Below are 18,529 nucleotides of genomic sequence, written 5' to 3'. Positions count from 1 at the left end.
GGGTCATCCCTCCCTGTTGTCCTGTCCTTTGCGCTCCCGCTTATCATTGTACATCTTCTCATCCGCAAGGCGAATAAGCTGATCCCCGTCGGAACCATCGTCGGGGAACACCGCGTAACCAAGATCCACATGAAGATTATATTCTATCCCAAAATCCATGGAATCCACGAGCTCCTTCAACATCCCGCAAAGCCTCTTCAACTTCACCTCGTCCACGTCCCAAACGAGCATCACGAACTCGTCTCCCCCGTAGCGGGCGAAGAAGTCCACGTCGCAGGTCCTGCGGTCCACCGCCTTGGCGAACCGTTTGAGCACCTCGTCCCCCGTGGAGTGGCCGAAAAGGTCGTTGACACCCTTAAAGCCCCCAAGGTCCATCATCACCACCGCGAACTTGACCCCCCTGGACTTGGCCCGGGACAGCATCTCCGCCAGGCGGATCTTGAAGCTCCTTATGTTGGGCACCCCGGTGAGCACGTCCCTCATGGACTCCACCTTAACCCGCTCCACCAGCTCCAAAAGGCGCCAAACCGTGGCCATGTGTCCCGCCAGTATGGTGAAAAGCTCCTCCTCCTTAGGGCCAAAGGCGCTCTCCGCCTCGTCCTCTATGCACAGAACGCCGTAGACCTTCCCATGAATGGATATGGGAACGTCCAACTGGCTCCTGATCGTTGGGATGAGGGGCACCCATTCCTTCTTCTTCGACACGTCCGGGGTGTTCTGAAGGACCCCGTTCCTCGCAGCCCGGGAGACCAGGGAGGATCCCTTGCTTAAGAGCCGGTTCACCTCCTCCATGTCTTCATACCTGTTCGACGAGGCCATCACCGACACCCCCCCTTCGGGGGTCTCCAGCTTGAAAACCGTCACCGCCCGGTAGCCAAGCCGCTCCGCCACCATGTACACCACGGACCTCACCATGTCCTCCAGGCTGCCGCAGAAGGCCATCTCCTGGACTATGTCGTGAAGCAGCCGGATCCCCCGCATCCGAAGGTCCAGGTCCCGGATGTGGTACGAATGCTCCAGCATGAACCCAAGGTACCTGGCCACGGCCTCCATCATGTTCACGTCCTCGGCGTTGAACCGCAGGGGCCTCTCGTCTTGGAGGGACAGTATGCCCAAAACCTGGCCTGAAGATGAGGGGATGGGGGTCGACAGCTCGGAACGAACGGCGCTGTGGCCTGTACGGTACAAAGGGTCCCTGGGGGCGTCATTGCAGAGGTAGGTCCTTCGGTTCTCCACCACCCATCCCCATATTCCCTCCAGCTTGGACATGGGAAGCCGCCACACGGCGCTGTCCTGGGGAAGCCCCTTGAATGCCTTGAGCTCAAAGGCCGGGTCCTGGCGGTCCTCGTGGCGGACCAACAGGTAGACGTTGGAGTATCCAAGGGACGACACCGCCTCCACTATGCAGGAGCAGAGCCCCTCAAGGTCCGTGAACGCCGAAGGCCCCCTGATTATGGAGAGCAGCGCCTCCGCCACCCGGGCGCTGCGCTTGGCCTCCCTAAGGGCCCTCTCCTTCTGGAGCACCGCCCGGTCCAGGACCTTGACGCGCTTAGCTTCGGAGCCCGAGGCCTCCCGCTCGCGGCGGAGGGCTTCCTCCAACCCCCGCTTGTCCTCCATCCCGGAGAGCACGTAGGAAAGAAGCGAGCCTATGACGCAGATGAACCAAAGATCCCGGCGTTCCAGGGCAAAGGGTGACTCCACGTTCAAGACCCCCATCCTCTTTCCCCCAAGCTGTAATGGAACCGCCACCTCGGAACGGGTCTCCGCCTTGCTCGGCACGTAGTCACGATCGGACCTTACGTCCTTCACCAGCACCCCCTTGCCGTCGGTAAAGGCCCGCCAAACCACGCCGCTTCCCCGGGGAAGCTGAAGACCTATGTCGAAGTTGTCGGATCCCGCGATCTGAACTAACACGTCAAGGTCCTTCTTGTAGAGGAAGGCAGATACGTAATGGTAACGGGATATGCCGGTCAAGGAGCGGACCGCCATCCGACAGGCATCCTCTAGATCCCCGGCGGAAGAGAGCCTATGGCAGAAGTCGCTCAACACCTTGATCAGGCTGTCGTTGAAGACTCCCATCTTAAGACGCCAAAGGACCGGAAGCGATACGGTGCCCAGCAAAACCATCACTTCCCCCAAGGGACGCCTCATCATGGCCGAAAGGAACGACACGACCCCAAGGGTCAAGAGAAACCAGATCCAACCGGGCAGCCCTCCCCGGTCCCACAGGAGGACCACCACCGCAACGCCGAAGAAGCCCAGCAGCGACGGCCACCCAACCCAAAAGGCCACCCCAAAGCCCGCCAGAAGAACCGCCAGGGTGAACCAGTCAAGGATCCGATGGAGCCTGACGAACAGGTTGGACCATCGGGGGTGGGAGGTCCGACCCTTAAAAAGGCCCCGCCAGCTAGATGGGCTCACTGTGAAGAACCTCGCCGTCGAGGGTGACTATCCATACGGAGCACGGGGTGACCACCCCGAAGCTCGCGGGATCCTTCCCCTTTGGAAGGCTCAAGGAACCGGGGTTGACGAACACCGTGTCCCCCTCCCTCACCACCGAAGCCACGTGGGTATGCCCCGACAGGGCAAGGCGGAAACCCCCGCCCAACGCCTCCTCCCGGAAGGAGGAGAAGTCATCCCCGTGGGCCGCTATGCCGGTCAACCGGTCCCACCAGAAGGCAAAACGATCCACCATCACCCGGGGAGAGGCCATCAGCTGGTCCACCGAGGCATCGCAGTTGCCCCGGACCAACATGACCGGAAGAGGAGCGGAACGGAGAAGCTCCCCCAGGGCCTTGGGATCGTAACCCTCCGGCAAGGGGTTCCTGGGACCATGGTAGAACAGGTCCCCACAGTGAAGGAGAAACGACGCCCCGGAAAGATGCGCCTCAAGCCGGCGCCATGCCTCGGCACCGCCGTGAACGTCGCTGCACACCACAAAGAACCTATCCCCCCAAGGGGCCCCTAAGGACACGCCGACACCCCCCATCGCGCCTAAGCGCTGGACTTAAGCCCTTAAACTTCCAAAGATTATAAAGTCACATCCTCCCCATTGGAAGAAAGGGGACAAAAATCAACGGGAAAAGAATAGCTTAGATCTTCGAAAGGAGCCTTTGCACGGTAAGGTTCGAAGCCAGGGGATAAATTCACAAAGGGCGGCAACTATTTTGGCCTATGGACGGCCAAGAGGGGACAAAGGCAAGACCGCCGGGCTCCGTGGTCTGCCGGCGGTCTTGCGGGCTTCAGCGTATCTTCCTATTCCGCGTCCTTTTTGCGTCTTTGCGTCTTGAAACCCTTTGGGCGTTACAGCTCCCTAGCCCTTAAGCTGCAGGGGATTGCCGTGGTCGTCGTACTTGAACCTGGCCACCAGCCTCTCAAGCTTGTCCGCGGTGCGGCTCAACTCCTGGGCCTCCCGGGCCACCGCCTCACTGGCCTTCGCCGTCTCCTCCCCGGCGCTTCGGATCATCTCCACCGCAGACGTGGTCTCCAAGGTCCCCTGGGTGGCGCTGTCTATGCCACGGGCTATCTCCTGCGCCGCCGCCGCCTGCTCCTCCGACGTGGCCGCTATGTTCTGCATCACGTCGTTCACCGTCTTTATGTGCTCCAACACACGCCTTAAACCCTCCGACGACTCGTGGGCCCTACGCACCGTCTCCTCCATTGACCTCTTGGACTGCTCCGTGGCCCTCAACGACTCCTCCGTGTTGGCCTGCAAGGGCGCTATGAGGTCCTCCACCTCCTTCGCCGCCATGCCGGACTCCTCCGCCAGCTTACGCACCTCCTCCGCCACAACCGCGAAGCCCCTCCCAGCCTCTCCGGCCCGGGCCGCCTCTATGGCGGCGTTCAACGCCAAAAGGTTCGTCTGGTCCGCTATGGACCTTATGGTGCTCACAAATCCCGATATGGAGCTCACGGACTCCGCTACCTTCCTTATCCTCTCGTAGGTCCTCTCCGACTCGGACCCAAGGGCCGTTATGGCCGACACCACCTCTTCAACCTGACCTATGGCCCTCTCCGACAGCGCCGACATCTGGCTCGTGGCCTCCGCTCCCTCCGTGGCGGAGTTCGCCGCCTGCTGGGCTCCGCTTGAAACCTCCTCTATCCCCGCGTTGGTCTCCTGCAAGGACGCGGAGTTACCCTCCATCAGCGCCGCCACCCGGTCCACCGACGACTTTATCTCCTCCACCGACGCCACCTGCTCCTCCGACAACGCCGCCAGGTTCTCCGCCGACGACGCCGCCCGGTGGGACTCCCGCTTTATCTCACCCATGGCGTGCCTTAGGTTGTCCAGAAGACGCGCCACCGACCCCGCCATGTGCCCTATCTCCGTGGCGCTTCCAGCCTCAGCCCTGAGCCACTCCTCCTCATGCCCCGCCGTCAGGTCCAACTCCCCAAGGCGCCCTATGGCGGCGCTTATCCGGTCTATGGGCCTTATTATCCCCTTGGACAGCCACCACAGCATACCTACAAGCCCAACCAGTGTCAGAAGCCCAAGGACCAGCTGCCTTAACGCCACGGACATAACCATGTGGTCCAAGTCCTTGGTGGGGAACACCACGCACACCACGAACCCCCAGCGGGAGTGGTAGAAGAAGCTCCTTCGCCCCTCCCCCATGAACTTGTAGTCCACGAAGCCCCCGGGCTGGGTGGACAGTATGGTCTGCCCCGCCCTGGCGTACTCCTCGCTCACCAGGGAGCTGGGCTTGGAGATGTTCTCCTTCATGATCATCTCCTTCTTGGGGTTGGCCAGGAACACGCCGTCCCTGGTGGTAAGAAGCCCCAGCCCCTTGCCCATGATCTTGTACTGGGTCACTTGGTCCGAGAGGCTGTTGAGCTTCACGTCCACCGCCGCAACCCCAAGAAGCCGCCCGTCGTCGCCCTTGACCGGCGTGGCCACGGTGATGAGAAGGTCCCCGGTGCCGGCGTCCACGTAGGGGTCCGACAGGGTGGTCTTCCCAGCCTCAATGGCCCTTAGGTACCAGTTCCTCTTCCTGGCGTCGTACCCCTCCGGTTCCTTCCAGCCCACGCCGCTTGCAAGGCTGCCGTCGGACTCAAGGCCTATGTAAACCTCGAAGATGTTAGGATCATCTTTAGAGGCCCCGCCGAAGAGGCGCATCATCATGGGCTCCAGCGCGTCGTCGGTGTTGGCCCCCCGCTGGATCTCGTGGGCCGCCGCCTGGCTTGCGGCCTCCGCTATGGCGGAGAGCCTGTCGAAGTACTGGTCCACCGCCTCCGCCCGGTCGTGGATTATCTCCATCCCCACGGTGTTCACCTGCTGGTTCAACACCCGGTAGCTGTTGAACGCCACCGCCGCCACCATCAAGGCCATGAGCGCAGCGGCGCCCAGGGCCAGCAGAAACAGCTTCCGCCGTATGGACATTAAGAAAAACCCCTCCTATATTAATTTTTTAATTTAGTTGATACAAAAGTCACAGGTCGCGGAAGATTATATCAAAGGGGCTGTAGATTTGGCGCCTGTTTCCAAATGGTTTTAGTTTTCTTTATTGCAAGAATCAGCGCCGGAGGAGGTCCTGAAGAACCAGTTTAGGCACCTAAGCCGCATCCGCTGGGGTATGAGGGGTATGCCAAGGGTCCGCGCCTTTCCCGCCAGCTTGGGCACGCAGACCACCTTGCCCCTTTCCAGGTCCCTTATGGACTCTTCCACCACCTCCTCCGGGGTCATCCAGGGTATGAGCCTGCTCTTCGACAGCGACGCCCCCTCGGCCCCCATCCTTGGGTGGAAGTCCGACCGGGTCATGCCGGGGCACAGGGCCTGGAGCCTTACGCCGCTGTCCATCATCTCCAGCGCCACCGACTCGGTCCAGCGCAGCAGGAACGCCTTGGCCCCGGCGTACACCGAGTTGCGCCTTACGGGTATGAAGGCCGCCTCGGAGGACACGTTCACCACCACCCCCTCGCGCTCCTCGCCCATCACCTTAAGGGCCGCCTGGGTGAGCCTTAAGGGGGCCATCACGTGGACCCATATGAGGGCCTCCCATAGGTCCCTTGGGGTGTCCGCGAAGGCCTCCCTCAGCCCGAACCCCGCGTTGTTGAGCAGGAAGTTGGGCCTTCGCTCCCCGATGACGGCCTCCAGGGCCTCTATGTCCTCCTCCTTGGAAAGCTCCGCCATCAAAGGCTCCACCGGTACCCGGAACTGGCGCTCTATCTCGTGGGCCCTTTGGCGCAGAAGGTCCATCCTCCGGCCGGTCATTATCAAGCCGTATCCCATGGACCCAAGGCGCCTTGCGTAGGCGAGCCCTATGCCGCTGGTGGCGCCGGTTATGAGCGCAAGTCCACCTTTCAGCAGTGGCATGTTCATCATCCTCTCCCTGCGGTGGGTGTATCATTGCGGAAGATGATACACGAAAGGGGAATGGGCGTATGAAACTGACCGAAACTTCCGGGTCCCGCCCGGAAGGGCGCATGGGCCTTGCTTACGCCTTGGGGGCTTACTTCCTGTGGGGGGTGCTCCCGGTCTACTGGAAGGCCCTGGCGGAGGTGCACCCCATGGTCATACTGTGCCACCGGATAGTCTGGTCCTCGGTGCTGCTGCTGCCCGTGGTTCTGCTTAGGCGTAGAGCCTCCCTCATCTTTGCCCTTAGGTCACCCAGGCTGCTTGCGGTGCTCTCCCTGAGCGGAGCGGCGGTGGGGGCCAACTGGCTCATATACATATGGTCCGTCAACTCCGGACGGATCCTTGAGACCAGCCTCGGGTACTTCATACTGCCCCTTCTTAACGTATCTATGGGGCTTGTCTTCTTCAAGGACCGCATAAGCCCCCTCAAGGGGATGGCCCTTGGGCTGGCGGCCCTGGGGGTGCTTTTCGAGCTTCTCCGCTACGGCTCCCTGCCCCTGGCGGCCCTGGGGCTGGCGGTGTCCTTCGCCGTTTACGGGCTCACCAAAAAGCTCTGCCCCATGGACCCCTTGATGGGGCTTTTCCTTGAGACCGCCATCCTGTCCGCGCCGGCCCTCATCTACCTGTCCGGAGTGCCGGGCCTTGGCCTTCAGGGGGGCCTGTGGCGGGCAGCCCTGCTGGCGGGCTCCGGCCTTGTGACGTCCCTGCCCTTGTGGCTCTTCGCCATGGGGGCCGCCAGGATAAGCCTCGTTACCATGGGGCTTGTGCAGTACCTCTCTCCCAGCATGTCGTTCCTCATAGGGCTCCTCCTTTACCACGAAAAGGTGTCCTTCGGAAGGGCCGTGAGCTTCGGCATGATCGTGGCGGCGGTGGCCCTCTACACCCTTGACTCCTTAAGGAGCTCCTGGCCCTACGTACCAAGGAGGGCTGAAGAAGATGCCTAAGCGTGAAGCCCTCCCGGGGTGGGTGGGAGGACTTCTGGCGTCCGTGGCGCTGCCCCTGGCGCTTTGGTACACCGCATCCTCCGAAGGGGGCATGGGAAGCGTCCTCTTCCCTTCCCCCTTAAGGGTATTTAGAACCCTTTTTGAGCTCCTGACATCCGGGGAGCTTGCAAGGCACGTGGTGGTCAGCCTCTTGCGGGTCCTCCAGGGCTTCTTCCTGTCATCCCTCTCGGGGGTCCTGCTTGGGACTCTAATAGGCCTTTCCGGAAGCCTTAGGATTTGCCTTGGCCCCTTGTTGGAGTTCCTTCGGCACATACCGCCCCTTGCGGTGCTGCCCCTGTTGGTCCTGTGGTTCGGCATAGGGGAGGCCTCTAAGGTGGCGGTCATAGTGGCCGCCTCCTTCTTCCCGGTGTTCATAAGCACCCTCCACGGGGTGGCCGGGGCGGACCAGCGGCTCCTTGAGGTGGGGAAGGCCTTCGGACTGCCAAGGGCCAGGATAGTGGCCCGCATAGTACTCCCCTGCGCCATGCCCGCCATAATGTCGGGGCTGAGGCTGGGACTTGGGTACGGCTGGAGGTCCCTGATCGGAGCGGAGCTGGTGGCCGCCTCCTCCGGCCTTGGGTACCTGATAAACGACGCCCAGGCGATGCTGAGGACCGACGTCATACTGGCGGGGGTGGTGGTGCTGGGCCTCATAGGAAGCCTCACCGACAGGCTGTTCATGTCCGCCTTGGGAAGGCTCAGGTATTGGGAGGGAAGAGATGAATCATAGCGATGCGGCGGTACAAGTCCGGGAGGTTTTCAAGACCTTCAGGGCCGGCGTTGTGGAGGTGGAGGCCCTTAAGGGGGTGAGCCTTGAGGTGCCCAGGGGATCTTTTACCGTGGTGGTCGGAGCCTCCGGGAGCGGGAAGACCACCCTCTTGCGGATAATCGGGGGACTTGAAAGGCCCGACCGGGGGCAGGTGCTGCTTCGCCGCTCATCTAAGGATGACCGAAGACACCCGGTGGGCATGGTCTTCCAGGAGCACCGGCTTTTCCCCTGGCTTACGGTGCTCCGCAACGTGGCCTTCCCCCTGGAGGGGCTGATGCCCCCCAAGGAGGCCTCCATGAGGGCTATGGAGAGCCTTGAGATGGTGGGGCTTGCCCGGTTCGCCTACGCCATGCCGAAGGAGCTCTCCGGGGGCATGGCCCAACGGGCCGCCCTGGCAAGGGCCCTGGCGTTCCAACCGGAAGTGGTGCTCATGGACGAACCCCTGGGGGCCTTGGACTACTTCACCCGGCGGGAGCTCCAATTAAAGCTCCAGGACATACTGTTGAACATGAAAAGGACCTTTGTTATGGTTACCCATGACGTGGACGAGGCGGTTTTCCTGGCCGATCAGGTGGCGGTTTTGAGGGAGGGGAGGCTTGTTGGGACCTTGGACGTACCCATCCCAAGGCCCCGAGACCTGGATCTGCCGGAGGTCATACCCTTAAGGCGCAAGGTCTTGGAGATGATCGGGGGCTGATGGGCCGTTCCCTCGCTGGGGGTCCGGTTCTTCCCATGGGGATCCCTATGCGCTAAGCCCGGGCGGTAAATTGCTTATATTGGAGATTAAATTTCGGAGGTGGTGGTTTTGAGTAGGGGAATTGGTGGTCTTTTGCGCGGGATTTTGCTGGGGGTGTGGTTTTTGGGGGCCGTTTTGTCAAGCCCTGAAGGGGCCTTCGGAGAGCCGGGGACCATAGGGGTCACCTACGTGAAGGCCCCCCTCAACGTGCCCTCCATAATCGAGAGGAGGCTTGGCATCATCGACAGGGCCTTGGGGCAGCTCAACCTGAAGGCGGAATACCCGGAGATAACCGCCGGTCCCGACCAGACCCGGGCCATGGCGGCGGGGTCTGTTCAGGTGGCCCACTGCCTTGGAGGCACTTCCGCGCTGCTCGCGGCCTCCGAGGGGGTGGACCTGAGGATAGTGGGCGTATACTCCAGGGCCCCCAGGGCGTTCACCATACTGGTCCGGAAGGACTCCCCCATAAAGGACGTGAAGGACCTCAAGGGCCGTAAGGTGGCGGGGCCCAAGGGCACGGTGCTGCACCAGCTCCTGTCCGCCGCCCTGGAGAGGGAGGGGCTGGAGCTTGAGGACGTGCAGTTCCTCTCCATGGGCATACCGGAGGCGGTGGCGGCCCTGTCAACGGGTGGTGTTGACGCGGCCCTGGCGGCGGGGCCCGCGGTGAGGCTGGCATCCCAGAAGGGGGCCAGGGTGCTGGCCGACGGCAGGGGGCTTGTGGACGGCATAACCGTCATAGCCATGTCCGAGCGGTTCCTTAAGGAGCGCCCCGAGGCCGCCAGGGCCTTCATGAGGGCCCACCGGCAGGCGCTTCAGCTGATGCGGCAGGACCGCCTCAAGGCGGTGGAGCTCACCGCCCAGGAGACCGGCCTTTCGCAGGGGGACGTTATAAGCATGATGTCCCTATACGACTTCGACCCCTCCTTGAGGCCCGAGGACCTCAAGGAGCTGGAGAAGACCCAGAACTTCCTCATAAGAAACCGCATGATGAGGAAGCGGGTCAACCTCTCAAGGATAGTCGTCCCCCTGTAAAACCTGTGAAGAAGGGCCCCGGGAAGGTTCCCCCGGGGCCCTTTAAGCGTTGCCGTTGGTGTTTTGGCCTTCCTATTGGGATCCAAGCTTCCGCCGGAGCTTCTCCAACATGTCCTGGGTCATGGCGTCCAGGTCGTACTGGGGGTCAAATCCCCACTCCTCCCTGGCGGCGGAGCAGTCAAGGCTGTCCGGCCAGGACTCAGCGATGGACTGCCTCAAGGGGTCCACCTGGTAGTCCAGCTTGAAGGTGGGGATGAACTTTCGGATGGACTCCGCGATCTCCTCCGGGTCGAAGCTCATGGCGGATATGTTGAAGGCGTTCCGGTGCTTGAGTTTTGATGGGTCCGCCTCCATGAGCTGCACCACCGCCTTTAGGGCGTCGGGCATGTACATCATGTCCATGTAGGTGCCCTTGGCTATGAAGCTGGTGTAGCTTCCCTTGGTTATGGCGTCGTAGTAGATGTGCACCGCGTAGTCGGTGGTGCCGCCGCCGGGAGGGGCCACGTAGCTTATGAGCCCCGGGAACCTAAGCCCCCGGGTGTCAAGGCCGAACTTGGCGTGGTAGTAGTCGCAGAGCATCTCCATGCTGGCCTTGGCGATGCCGTAGACCGTGGTGGGGCGCTGTATGGTGTCCTGGGGGGTGTTCTTCCTGGGCGTCGAGGGGCCGAAGGCGGCGATGGAGCTTGGGAAGAAGAAGGCGCAGCGGTGCTCCCTGGCGGCCTCCAGCATGGCCACGGTGCCGTTGACGTTTATGTCCCAGGCGAAGTTGGGGTTCTCCTCCCCCTTGGCGGACAGGATCCCCGCCAGGTGCAGCACCGAGTCCGCCTTGAAGCTGCCTATGAGCTCCGAAGCCCTCCTGCCGTCCCGCACGTCCAGAAGGTCGAAGGGGCCGCCCTCCGCCAGCGGGCCCTCCGGGGCCCTGACGTCGGTGGCCAGCACGTTGGAGGCCCCGTAGATCTCCCAAAGGTATGGCACCAGCTCTGAACCTATCTGTCCTCCCGCTCCGGTGACCAGTATGCGCTTCATCCTAGAGCACCCCCATCTCCCGGGCGGTCTCTACGAACCGGTCCACGGCGAACATGAGATCCTCCTCCGAATGGGCGGCGGACACCATGGCCCTTATCCGGGCCTTCCCCTTGGGGACCGTGGGGTACACGATGGCGGTGGCGAAGACACCCTTCTCGAAGAGCCTGCGGCTGAACTCCTTGGCGGTGTGGGCCTCCCCCAGCATCACCGGCGTTATGGGGGTCTCGCTGTTGCCCGTGTCGAAGCCCGCCTCCTTCAGGTGCTTCTTGAGGAAGTTCCCGTTGCTCCAAAGCCTCTCCACCAGCTCCCCGCTCTCCTCCAGGATCTCAAGAGCCGCCATGTTGGCCGCCACGTCGGGCACCGTGAGGGCGCTGCTGAAGAGGTTGGGGCGGGCCTTCTGGCGGAGGTACTCTATGAGCTCCTTCTTGCCCGCTATGACGCCTCCCATGACCCCGAAGGCCTTGGAGAGGGTCCCCACCTCCACGTCCACCAGGCCGTGAAGGTGGAAGTGGTCCACTATGCCCCGGCCGGACCGGCCCAACACGCCCTCCCCGTGGGCGTCGTCCACCACCAGGATCACCCCGTAGCGGTCGCAGAGCTCCCGGATGGCGGGAAGCGGCGCTATGTCGCCGTCCATGGAGAAGACCCCGTCGGTCACAAGAAGCTTCCGCCTTCCCCGCCCCTTAGTCTCCTCCAGCACCCGCTCCAGGTCCTTCACGTCCGAGTGGGCGTAGCGGTACACCTTGGCCTTGGACAGCCGGCAGGCATCTATGATGGAGGCGTGGTTGAGCTCGTCGCTGTATATTATGTCCTCCTCCGAGGGCACCAGGGTGGGTATCACCGCCAGGTTGGCGCAGAACCCGGACTGCAGCAGCATGGCGTCCTCGGCGCCCTTGAAGGCCGCCATGCGGCGCTCGAACTCCAGGTGGATGCTCATGGTTCCCGCGATGGTCCTCACCGCCCCGGGACCCACCCCGTAGGCGTCCACGTACTCCTTCACCTTCTGGACGAGCCTCGGGTGGTTGCAAAGCCCCAGGTAGTTGTTGGAGCAGAGGTTCAAAACCTTACGCCCCTCGATGGTCACCCAGGGCCCCTGGGGGCTCTCCAACGTCCTTATGGTGCCGTAAAGCCCCGCGTCCTTCATCTCCTTAAGCTCTTGGGTTATGAAATCCAGCGGTCCCACTTGACATCCCTCCCCTTGGGATCTATTCCTTTCGAGTATGATTAAACCAGCAACCGCCGTCAAAGGGATATAATCATGTTCCTGAGCGTGATAAGTTGTGGCCGTTGGAATATAGTTTCCGGGAGGGAATCGAGTTGACCGATCTTAAAGAGCTCAAGGAGCTGGCGGAGCGAAGGGAGGGGGACCTGGCGGCCCCGTACCTCATAGCGTCGGTCCTGAGGGAGGCCATTTACCGGGGCATGCTCCCAGAGGGGCACCAGCTTCACCAGGCCCAGCTGGCCCTCATGATGGGGGTAAGCCCCATACCCTTAAGGGAAGCCCTTCGCATATTGGAGAGCGAAGGGCTGGTGGCCTTCCGGGGGCACAAGGGGGCCTACGTTACCTCCCTTTCGGTGGAGGAGGCGAGGGAGCTCTACGAGATGGTGTGCCAGCTGGAGACCCACCTTCTGAATTTGGCGTTCCCAAGGATAACCCGCAGCGTCCTGGAGGAGGCGGAGGGGGTCCTAGACAGGATGGAAAGGGTTGAGGACTGCATCGCCTGGAGGGATCTTAACGAACGGTTCCACAACCTGCTCTACGAACCCGCCGAGAGGCCCCTCATAATGTCCGTCCTGGCCCGCTTCCGGCAGAACACCGACAGGAACATAAGGATGCACCTCGCCAGCATGAGGGAGGAATCGGAGCGCCAGCACCGCAGGCTCCTTCAACTCATAGCGGAGGGGGACCAGGAGGGGGCGGTGGAGGCCTTGCGCCGCCACCTGGAGTACACCTCCAACGACCTGCAGACCTGCATGCGGCGGCACGGCAGGAGCGCCTTGCCACAGCGCCGCTGAACTTCGGGCGCTTTGACTGGGCTTTGGCATGTGGTATATTGAATAACGGCCTCCGAGTCCTCTTCCCTAAGGGGTAATTCCTATGGGGAGGGACCGAAGGGTCCGGGGGGAAACCCCTGGGCCTCCCGCGTTTGGAAAGGAGGGAATCCGATATACCTTGGCGGATCACGGGGCCGGTTCCTGGAGAGATTGGGGACCGGCGTTTTTTTGGCCTTCATGACAGTTCCCGTCGATTTCCCAAGGCCCCTCCCGGTGTGTCTTCGTTATGTCAAAAGGGGGTATTGGAAGATGGTCTCTGTGGGTTTCAGGCGTGTTTTAAGGTCCTTGGCGGGGTTTTTGCTTTGCATCGCCCTGTGTCTTCCCGCCGCCGGTGAGGAACGGGTGCTCCGGATGGCCACCACCACCAGCACCGAGGCCACGGGCCTTTTGGACTACCTGTCGGCGGAGCTTAGAAAGGACACCGGCATAGAGCTTCAGTGGGTTGCGGTGGGCACCGGCAAGGCCCTGGAGTACGGCCGCCGGGGGGACGTGGACGTGGTGTGGGTTCACGACCCCAAGATGGAGGAGGATTTCGTGGCCCAGGGCTTCGGGGTCAACCGGCGGCGGACCATGTACAACGACTTCGTGCTGGTGGGCCCAGCGGCGGACCCAGCGGGGATCCGATCCGCTACATCCATACTGGACGCGGTGGGGAGGATAGCCTCCAAGGGGTCGGTGTTCGTAAGCCGCGGGGATCGTTCGGGCACCCACATGGCGGAGCTTAGACTATGGCAGGGGGCGGGGGTCCTGGTGGGCAAGTCCTCCCCCTGGTACGTGGAGTCCGGCCAGGGCATGATGGAGACCCTGCTGATGGCCAAGGAAAAGGGAGGCTACACCCTTACCGACCGGGCCACCTTCACGAAGTTCAACTCCCAGAACCCCGAGGCCCTCAAGGTTCTCTACCAGGGGGACGAGAGGCTCAGGAACCAGTACAGCCTCATAGAGGTGAACCCCAAGAAGCACCCCTCGGTGCGCCACCACCTGGCGGTGCGGTTCATCCAGTGGGTCCTCTCCAAGAGGGGGCAGGAGCTCATAGGCAGCTATAAGGTCTCAGGGCAGCAGCTTTTCTTCCCCAACGGGGATAAGTGGTGAGCTAGGAGAAGCGGTGGCATGGACTTCCTTAGGGAGGGGATGTTGGAGGCCGTGAGGATAATCCTCTCCATGGACGAGGAACTGCTGAACGTGGCTGCCGTTACGGTGAAGTCCAGCTTTCTTGCCATGTGCATGGCTTCCGCGGTGGGGCTCCCGGTGGGCATCGCCCTTGGGGCCCTGCGCTTCCCCGGAAGAAGGGCCTTGAGGCTTCTCTTCGACAGCCTGTTGTCGGTGCCCACCGTGGTGGTGGGCCTTGTGGTGTATGGCTTCATATCGAACCAGGGGCCCTTCGGGAGGTTTGAGCTGCTTTTCACCCTGTGGGGGATGGCCATAGGGCAGGCGGTTTTGGGCCTTCCGGTGCTGGTGTCCCTGGTGGCCTCGGCGGTGGAGTCCGTGGACCCTTTGGTGGTGATGACCCTAAGGACGTTGGGCTTCAGGGGGCTGCGGCTCCTTTGGGCCCTGGTCCTTGAGATGAGGCATGCCCTCATGATGGCGCTGCTCGCCGCCTACGGAAGGGTGGTCTCCGAGGTGGGGGTCTCCATGATGATAGGGGGAAACATCCGCTGGCACACCAGGACGCTCACCACCGCCATAGCCTTCGAGGCCTCCCGGGGGGACTTCGGCATGGCGGTGGCGTTAGGGTTGGTGCTTTTGATCATATCCTCCCTTGTGAGCGCCTGCGTGTCCCTGATGAGATGGAGGGCCAAGGGATGACGGACGCCCTCAAAGCCCAGGGCCTTTCCTTCTCCTACGACCGGCAGCACCGCCTGGAGGTGGACGAACTGTCCCTACCCCGGGGGGCGGTGATGGGGCTCATCGGCCCCAACGGCAGCGGCAAGAGCACCTTGATGAAGCTCCTGGCGTTGCTCATGAAGCCCCAGTCAGGACGCATACTCTTCTTCGGCGAGCCCTCGGAGGGGCGGGAGGCGTTGCTTCGAGGCATGGGGATTACAATGCTGCTTCAGCGGCCATGCCTTCTCAAACGCTCCGTGAGGGCCAACCTGATGGGCCCCATATGGAGGGAACCGGACCGGGAGGAGCGGGCTCGGGAGGCCCTGTACATGGTGGGGCTTGGAGAGGCCTACCTGGACCGGCCCTGGTACCGCCTGTCCGGAGGCGAGGCCCAAAGGGTGGCCCTGGCGGTGAGGCTGGCCTTAAGGCCTAGGGTGCTGCTTTTGGACGAGCCGGTGTCCAACGTGGACCAGGAGGCCGCCCAGGTGGTGAGGGGGGCGGTCATCCAGGCCCGGGACCGGTGGGGGACCTCGGTGCTGGTGAGCAGCCATCAGCCCGCCTGGCTGTCCGGATTTTGCGAGGGCTTCCTGGTGATGAGGGATGGAAGGCTAATCGGCGCCTATGGCTCAAGGGACCAAAGGGTTGTAACATAGTTGACCTGTGGGGCTTAAAGGCCGAGGACATCGGGGGATTTTTTGAGTTTCCCAGTTCCCCGGTTTGGAGGTGCGGTTTGCGATGCTCAAGGTAACCCTTGCGGGTCCGGCCTCGGTGGAGCTGAACGGGGAGCGGGTGCGTTTCCCCTTCAGGAAGCTGGAGGCCATGGCCTACGTCCTCTTCGACCAGTCCTTCGTATCCAGGGACCGGCTGTGCAGGCTGCTCTGGGGCGATAAGGACCTGCCGTTGGCAAGGAAGAACCTGCGAAACGCCGTGTACGTGCTGCGCCGCCTCCTGCCGCCCGGGATGCTGTCCCTTCAGCGGGATCTTGTGGCGTTGGAGGTTCCGGAGGGCGCCGTGGACCTTCACATGATGGACCGCTTCCTTGAAATATCCGACGATGACCGGGACGGGTTGGGGCGGGAGTTCCTGGAGGGCTTCGACCTGGAGGAGGAGGAGTTTAGAAGCTGGCTTGCGGAACGGCGCCTTGAGCACCGCCGCCGGTTCACTGCCCTTGCGAAGGAGCTTGCGGCGGAGCTGCTTCGCAGGGGGGACCAGGCGGGGGCCACCAGGTGGTTTGAGCGGGCCTTCTCCATGGACCCCTTGGACGAGGCGGCGGCCAGATCTCTCATGGAGCTGTACCACCGGTCCGGCTGGTCCGCCGGGCCGGTGGAGGTGTTCAACACCTTGAAGGACCGGCTTGCCAGGGACTATGGGATAATGCCCTCGCCGGAGACGGTGGAGCTCTTCAACCGCATCTCCGCCTCCCGTCGGGCCTTCAACGACTTCCACGCCATAGTGCCCCCCATGCCAGCGGCGGTCTTGGCGGGAAGCCCTAAGGTACAGCGGGGCGGAACCGAGGAAGCGGCGGTGACGTGCGTGGCAGGACCTAATGCCTTTGATCTCGCCGTCAGGATCCTGTCTCAAGAGGGTGGCTCGGTAGATCTCATCCACCTGCCCTCCCCTTCGCCGAACCCGCTGCTGTCCGCCCTGGAGGTGCTTTGGCGGGGTGAACTAACGCACCGGATAGACGCCCTTAAGGGGGCGGAAACGGCGGAAGCCGTTTCGGAGGCACTGGCCAGACGGGCCGCCGGCGGGGTTCTTGTGAACCTAAGGGACCGGCCCGAAGGGGAGTGCTGTGATTTTTTGTCGACCCTGTTGGCCAAGGCGTCTAAGGGAAGGGGTCTACGCATCCTGGTGGCCGCCGCCGATCCGCTGTGGCTTAGCTGCTGTGACGGCTTCGAGATCATAAACGCCAACCAGGGATCTCAAACTGACTGGAGGCTGGACTCCCTTTGGGGGGTGTGCCTTTCCCCCCTGGGGGCGGTGTGGGAGGAGATATGGGCCCAAGATGGGCAAGGCGGGGGGCATGGTGAGTTGGTGGTGTCCTGCAGGGACCCCCTGGGGGGCGACCTGTGGCTTGCCCCAAGGGATGAGACCCTTCGGCGCAAGGCCCTTGGGATAATGCCGGAGTGCGAGAGGCGGCGCCGTGCCCAAGGGTCCTTGGCCTTCTGGCTTGGACGGTGCCTTTCAAACCACCTGGACGTGACCGCCTGGGAGATGGGGGCTTTCTACGGAGGCCTTGTGGGGGATGCCCTGGTGGAGGGCTACTGCTCCTCCATGGGGGTTCGAGCCAGGATGGCGGTTGAGGAGGCGGGGATCGCGGATCGGCCCTGCGGCAGGGGCTTCCCCTCGGAGGAGGAGATCCGCCGGGCCCGGTGCTTCCTTAGGTCCTGCGGCCCGGCGCTGGAAAGGGTCAAGAGGCTTGCCCTAAGGGTCAGTCCACTATGACCGCCAGGAAGGTGAGAGCTCCCTTGCCGGTGTTCCTTATGGCGTGGGAGTGGGTCCGCTGGAGCATCAGCACGTCCCCGGGCCCCACCTTGTACTCCGTCCCGTCCTCCACGTATACGCCCTCCCCTTCAAGGATGACGTAGAGCTCCTCGTTGGTCAGGTGTTCGTGCTCCCCCACCTCCGCCCCGGGGTCGAGCCTTATGGTGCCCACCATGCGGAAGTGGCTCCCCGGAAGTTCCTCGTGGGGGGCTATGGCGTACCGGTTCCACGCCCCTCCCTGGCCCCCTTGGAGGTTCTCCCGCCTCACCGGCGTCATGTCGTGGAATCTCTTTATCATTTCCCTTTGACCCCCTTCGAATCTCCCGGTTTCCCTTGGCGCTCGCCCTTGCCCTCCGATAAGGCTGGTGCGTCCTCGTTGGCCAGCAGCATGCAGTTCCATCCGCAGCGGGAGCGGTTGTCGCACTTTCCAAGGAGCAGCACGCAGTGTCTTGGGTCCTTCAACTGATGATCCCCCTCCAGGAGTTTTGTTATTTGTTAAATTATAAGCCAAGGCCCCCTAGATCTCCAGGCGGCCGTAGGAGCCCAGCACCGTAAGCCCCGCGGTCCTTAGGGCCATCTCGTCCACCGCCGCCTCCACCTTTGGGTCCCCCATGCCGCCTTCAACGTCCGCGAAGAAGGCGTACTCAAAGGGGTTCTGTGGCAAGGGGCGGGACTGGATCATCATGAGGTTGACGCCCCGTTCCTTAAGGGCCCCCAGGGCTTCCCAGAGGGAGCCGGGCCGGTGGGGCAGGTTGAACAGGACGGTGGTCCTGTCGCCGCACTTAAGCTCCTCCCGCGGTTCTCTTCGGGATACCACCACGAACCTGGTGGTGTTGAGGGGGCAGTCCTGTATGCCAGGTATTATCCCTTTGAAGCCCATCTCCCGGGCGCACCGGATGCCGCACACCGCCGCCTCCCCCTCCTCAAGGGCCCTGTGAGCCCCTTCGCTGGTGGAAGCCGACTCAACCAGCTCCGCCTGGGGCAGGTTTTGGGAGAGCCACAGGTCGCACTGCCTCATGGCCTGGGGGTGTGAGTACACCCGCCTTATCCGGCTTAAATCCTCCCCCTGGTAGGCCAGGCAGTGTTCCACCCTGGCCCGCACCTCCCGGGTTATCCAAACGATCCCCCTGAACTCCATGAGCCCGTCCAGGGTGGAGTGGACCGCCCCCTCCACGGAGTTCTCCACCGGCACCACCGCCACATCACCGTTGCCCGACGCCACCATGCGCACCGCGTCCCTGGGGGACTGTCTCTTATACACATCT

General features: G+C 62.7%; 18 protein-coding genes and 1 riboswitch. Of the genes, 9 read left to right on the top strand and 9 right to left on the bottom strand.

Annotation, left to right across the window (positions count from 1 at the left end; translation table 11 throughout):
* Nucleotides 1-3: 3 nt before the first annotated feature.
* The 4 genes from N2315_05905 to N2315_05890 all read right to left on the bottom strand — a co-directional run bounded on the left by N2315_05905 (nucleotide 4) and on the right by N2315_05890 (nucleotide 6,313).
* On the bottom strand, nucleotides 4-2,421 hold the full coding sequence (locus tag N2315_05905; GenBank protein ID MCX7828726.1) for a GAF domain-containing protein: 2,418 nt from the start codon (nucleotides 2,419-2,421) through the stop codon (nucleotides 4-6).
* Nucleotides 2,408-2,974: a phosphodiesterase gene (gene yfcE / locus N2315_05900; GenBank protein MCX7828725.1), complete on the bottom strand. Its 567-nt coding sequence runs from the start codon at nucleotides 2,972-2,974 to the stop codon at nucleotides 2,408-2,410. The genes N2315_05905 and yfcE overlap by 14 nt, the downstream gene beginning before the upstream one ends.
* A 339-nt stretch (nucleotides 2,975-3,313) precedes the next feature.
* On the bottom strand, nucleotides 3,314-5,380 hold the full coding sequence (locus N2315_05895) for a methyl-accepting chemotaxis protein (protein MCX7828724.1): 2,067 nt from the start codon (nucleotides 5,378-5,380) through the stop codon (nucleotides 3,314-3,316).
* Nucleotides 5,381-5,491: 111 nt separating this feature from the next.
* Entirely contained in the window at nucleotides 5,492-6,313 is an 822-nt protein-coding gene (locus tag N2315_05890) for an SDR family NAD(P)-dependent oxidoreductase (protein MCX7828723.1), read from the bottom strand.
* Nucleotides 6,314-6,381: 68 nt separating this feature from the next.
* On the opposite strand from N2315_05890, the gene rarD reads away from it, so the two are divergent.
* The 4 genes from rarD (at nucleotide 6,382) to N2315_05870 (ending at nucleotide 9,875) form a co-directional block, all read left to right on the top strand.
* Nucleotides 6,382-7,299 carry an EamA family transporter RarD gene (gene rarD / locus N2315_05885; protein ID MCX7828722.1) on the top strand — a complete coding sequence of 306 codons (918 nt, stop codon included), beginning with the start codon at nucleotides 6,382-6,384 and terminating at the stop codon, nucleotides 7,297-7,299.
* Nucleotides 7,292-8,068: an ABC transporter permease gene (locus tag N2315_05880; protein ID MCX7828721.1), complete on the top strand. Its 777-nt coding sequence runs from the start codon at nucleotides 7,292-7,294 to the stop codon at nucleotides 8,066-8,068. Before rarD ends, N2315_05880 begins: the two co-directional genes overlap by 8 nt.
* Entirely contained in the window at nucleotides 8,058-8,804 is a 747-nt protein-coding gene (locus N2315_05875) for an ATP-binding cassette domain-containing protein (protein ID MCX7828720.1), read from the top strand. The genes N2315_05880 and N2315_05875 overlap by 11 nt, the downstream gene beginning before the upstream one ends.
* A gap of 162 nt (nucleotides 8,805-8,966) precedes the next feature.
* Nucleotides 8,967-9,875: an NrtA/SsuA/CpmA family ABC transporter substrate-binding protein gene (locus N2315_05870; protein ID MCX7828719.1), complete on the top strand. Its 909-nt coding sequence runs from the start codon at nucleotides 8,967-8,969 to the stop codon at nucleotides 9,873-9,875.
* 72 nt (nucleotides 9,876-9,947) lie between these two features.
* Here N2315_05870 and N2315_05865 read toward each other — a convergent pair whose 3' ends face one another.
* Together N2315_05865 and N2315_05860 are read right to left on the bottom strand one after the other, a co-directional pair.
* On the bottom strand, nucleotides 9,948-10,901 hold the full coding sequence (locus tag N2315_05865) for an L-threonine 3-dehydrogenase (GenBank protein ID MCX7828718.1): 954 nt from the start codon (nucleotides 10,899-10,901) through the stop codon (nucleotides 9,948-9,950).
* A gap of 1 nt (nucleotide 10,902) precedes the next feature.
* Nucleotides 10,903-12,084, bottom strand: coding sequence for a glycine C-acetyltransferase (locus N2315_05860; protein MCX7828717.1), 1,182 nt, complete (start codon nucleotides 12,082-12,084; stop codon nucleotides 10,903-10,905).
* A gap of 134 nt (nucleotides 12,085-12,218) precedes the next feature.
* On the opposite strand from N2315_05860, the gene N2315_05855 reads away from it, so the two are divergent.
* From N2315_05855 to N2315_05835, 5 genes are all read left to right on the top strand, one after another.
* Nucleotides 12,219-12,917 carry a GntR family transcriptional regulator gene (locus N2315_05855; protein ID MCX7828716.1) on the top strand — a complete coding sequence of 233 codons (699 nt, stop codon included), beginning with the start codon at nucleotides 12,219-12,221 and terminating at the stop codon, nucleotides 12,915-12,917.
* Between the two features lie 38 nt (nucleotides 12,918-12,955).
* A riboswitch (molybdenum cofactor riboswitch) is annotated at nucleotides 12,956-13,075 on the top strand.
* A 130-nt stretch (nucleotides 13,076-13,205) separates the two neighbouring features.
* On the top strand, nucleotides 13,206-14,048 hold the full coding sequence (locus tag N2315_05850) for a substrate-binding domain-containing protein (GenBank protein MCX7828715.1): 843 nt from the start codon (nucleotides 13,206-13,208) through the stop codon (nucleotides 14,046-14,048).
* An 18-nt stretch (nucleotides 14,049-14,066) separates the two neighbouring features.
* Complete coding sequence (locus tag N2315_05845; GenBank protein MCX7828714.1) at nucleotides 14,067-14,762, top strand: ABC transporter permease; 696 nt, start codon at nucleotides 14,067-14,069, stop codon at nucleotides 14,760-14,762.
* Complete coding sequence (locus N2315_05840; protein ID MCX7828713.1) at nucleotides 14,759-15,433, top strand: energy-coupling factor ABC transporter ATP-binding protein; 675 nt, start codon at nucleotides 14,759-14,761, stop codon at nucleotides 15,431-15,433. Before N2315_05845 ends, N2315_05840 begins: the two co-directional genes overlap by 4 nt.
* Nucleotides 15,434-15,503: 70 nt before the next feature.
* Nucleotides 15,504-17,225 carry a hypothetical protein gene (locus N2315_05835; protein ID MCX7828712.1) on the top strand — a complete coding sequence of 574 codons (1,722 nt, stop codon included), beginning with the start codon at nucleotides 15,504-15,506 and terminating at the stop codon, nucleotides 17,223-17,225.
* Here the strand turns inward: N2315_05835 and N2315_05830 are convergent.
* The 3 genes from N2315_05830 to N2315_05820 form a co-directional block, all read right to left on the bottom strand.
* The gene (locus tag N2315_05830) at nucleotides 17,212-17,562 is read right to left on the bottom strand and encodes a cupin domain-containing protein (protein ID MCX7828711.1); all 351 of its coding nucleotides are present in this window, start codon (nucleotides 17,560-17,562) and stop codon (nucleotides 17,212-17,214) included. The genes N2315_05835 and N2315_05830 overlap by 14 nt on opposite strands.
* Nucleotides 17,559-17,726: a hypothetical protein gene (locus N2315_05825; protein ID MCX7828710.1), complete on the bottom strand. Its 168-nt coding sequence runs from the start codon at nucleotides 17,724-17,726 to the stop codon at nucleotides 17,559-17,561. The genes N2315_05830 and N2315_05825 overlap by 4 nt, the downstream gene beginning before the upstream one ends.
* 55 nt (nucleotides 17,727-17,781) lie before the next feature.
* Nucleotides 17,782-18,529: ACT domain-containing protein (locus tag N2315_05820; protein MCX7828709.1), on the bottom strand; the 748-nt coding region annotated here is incomplete at its 5' end.

Origin of the sequence: Thermanaerothrix sp., assembly GCA_026417795.1 — a bacterium.
GTDB lineage: Bacteria > Synergistota > Synergistia > Synergistales > Synergistaceae > Thermanaerovibrio.
Note: the sequence above shows the minus strand (reverse complement) of the source record. Positions and strands in the feature narration are given on the sequence as shown.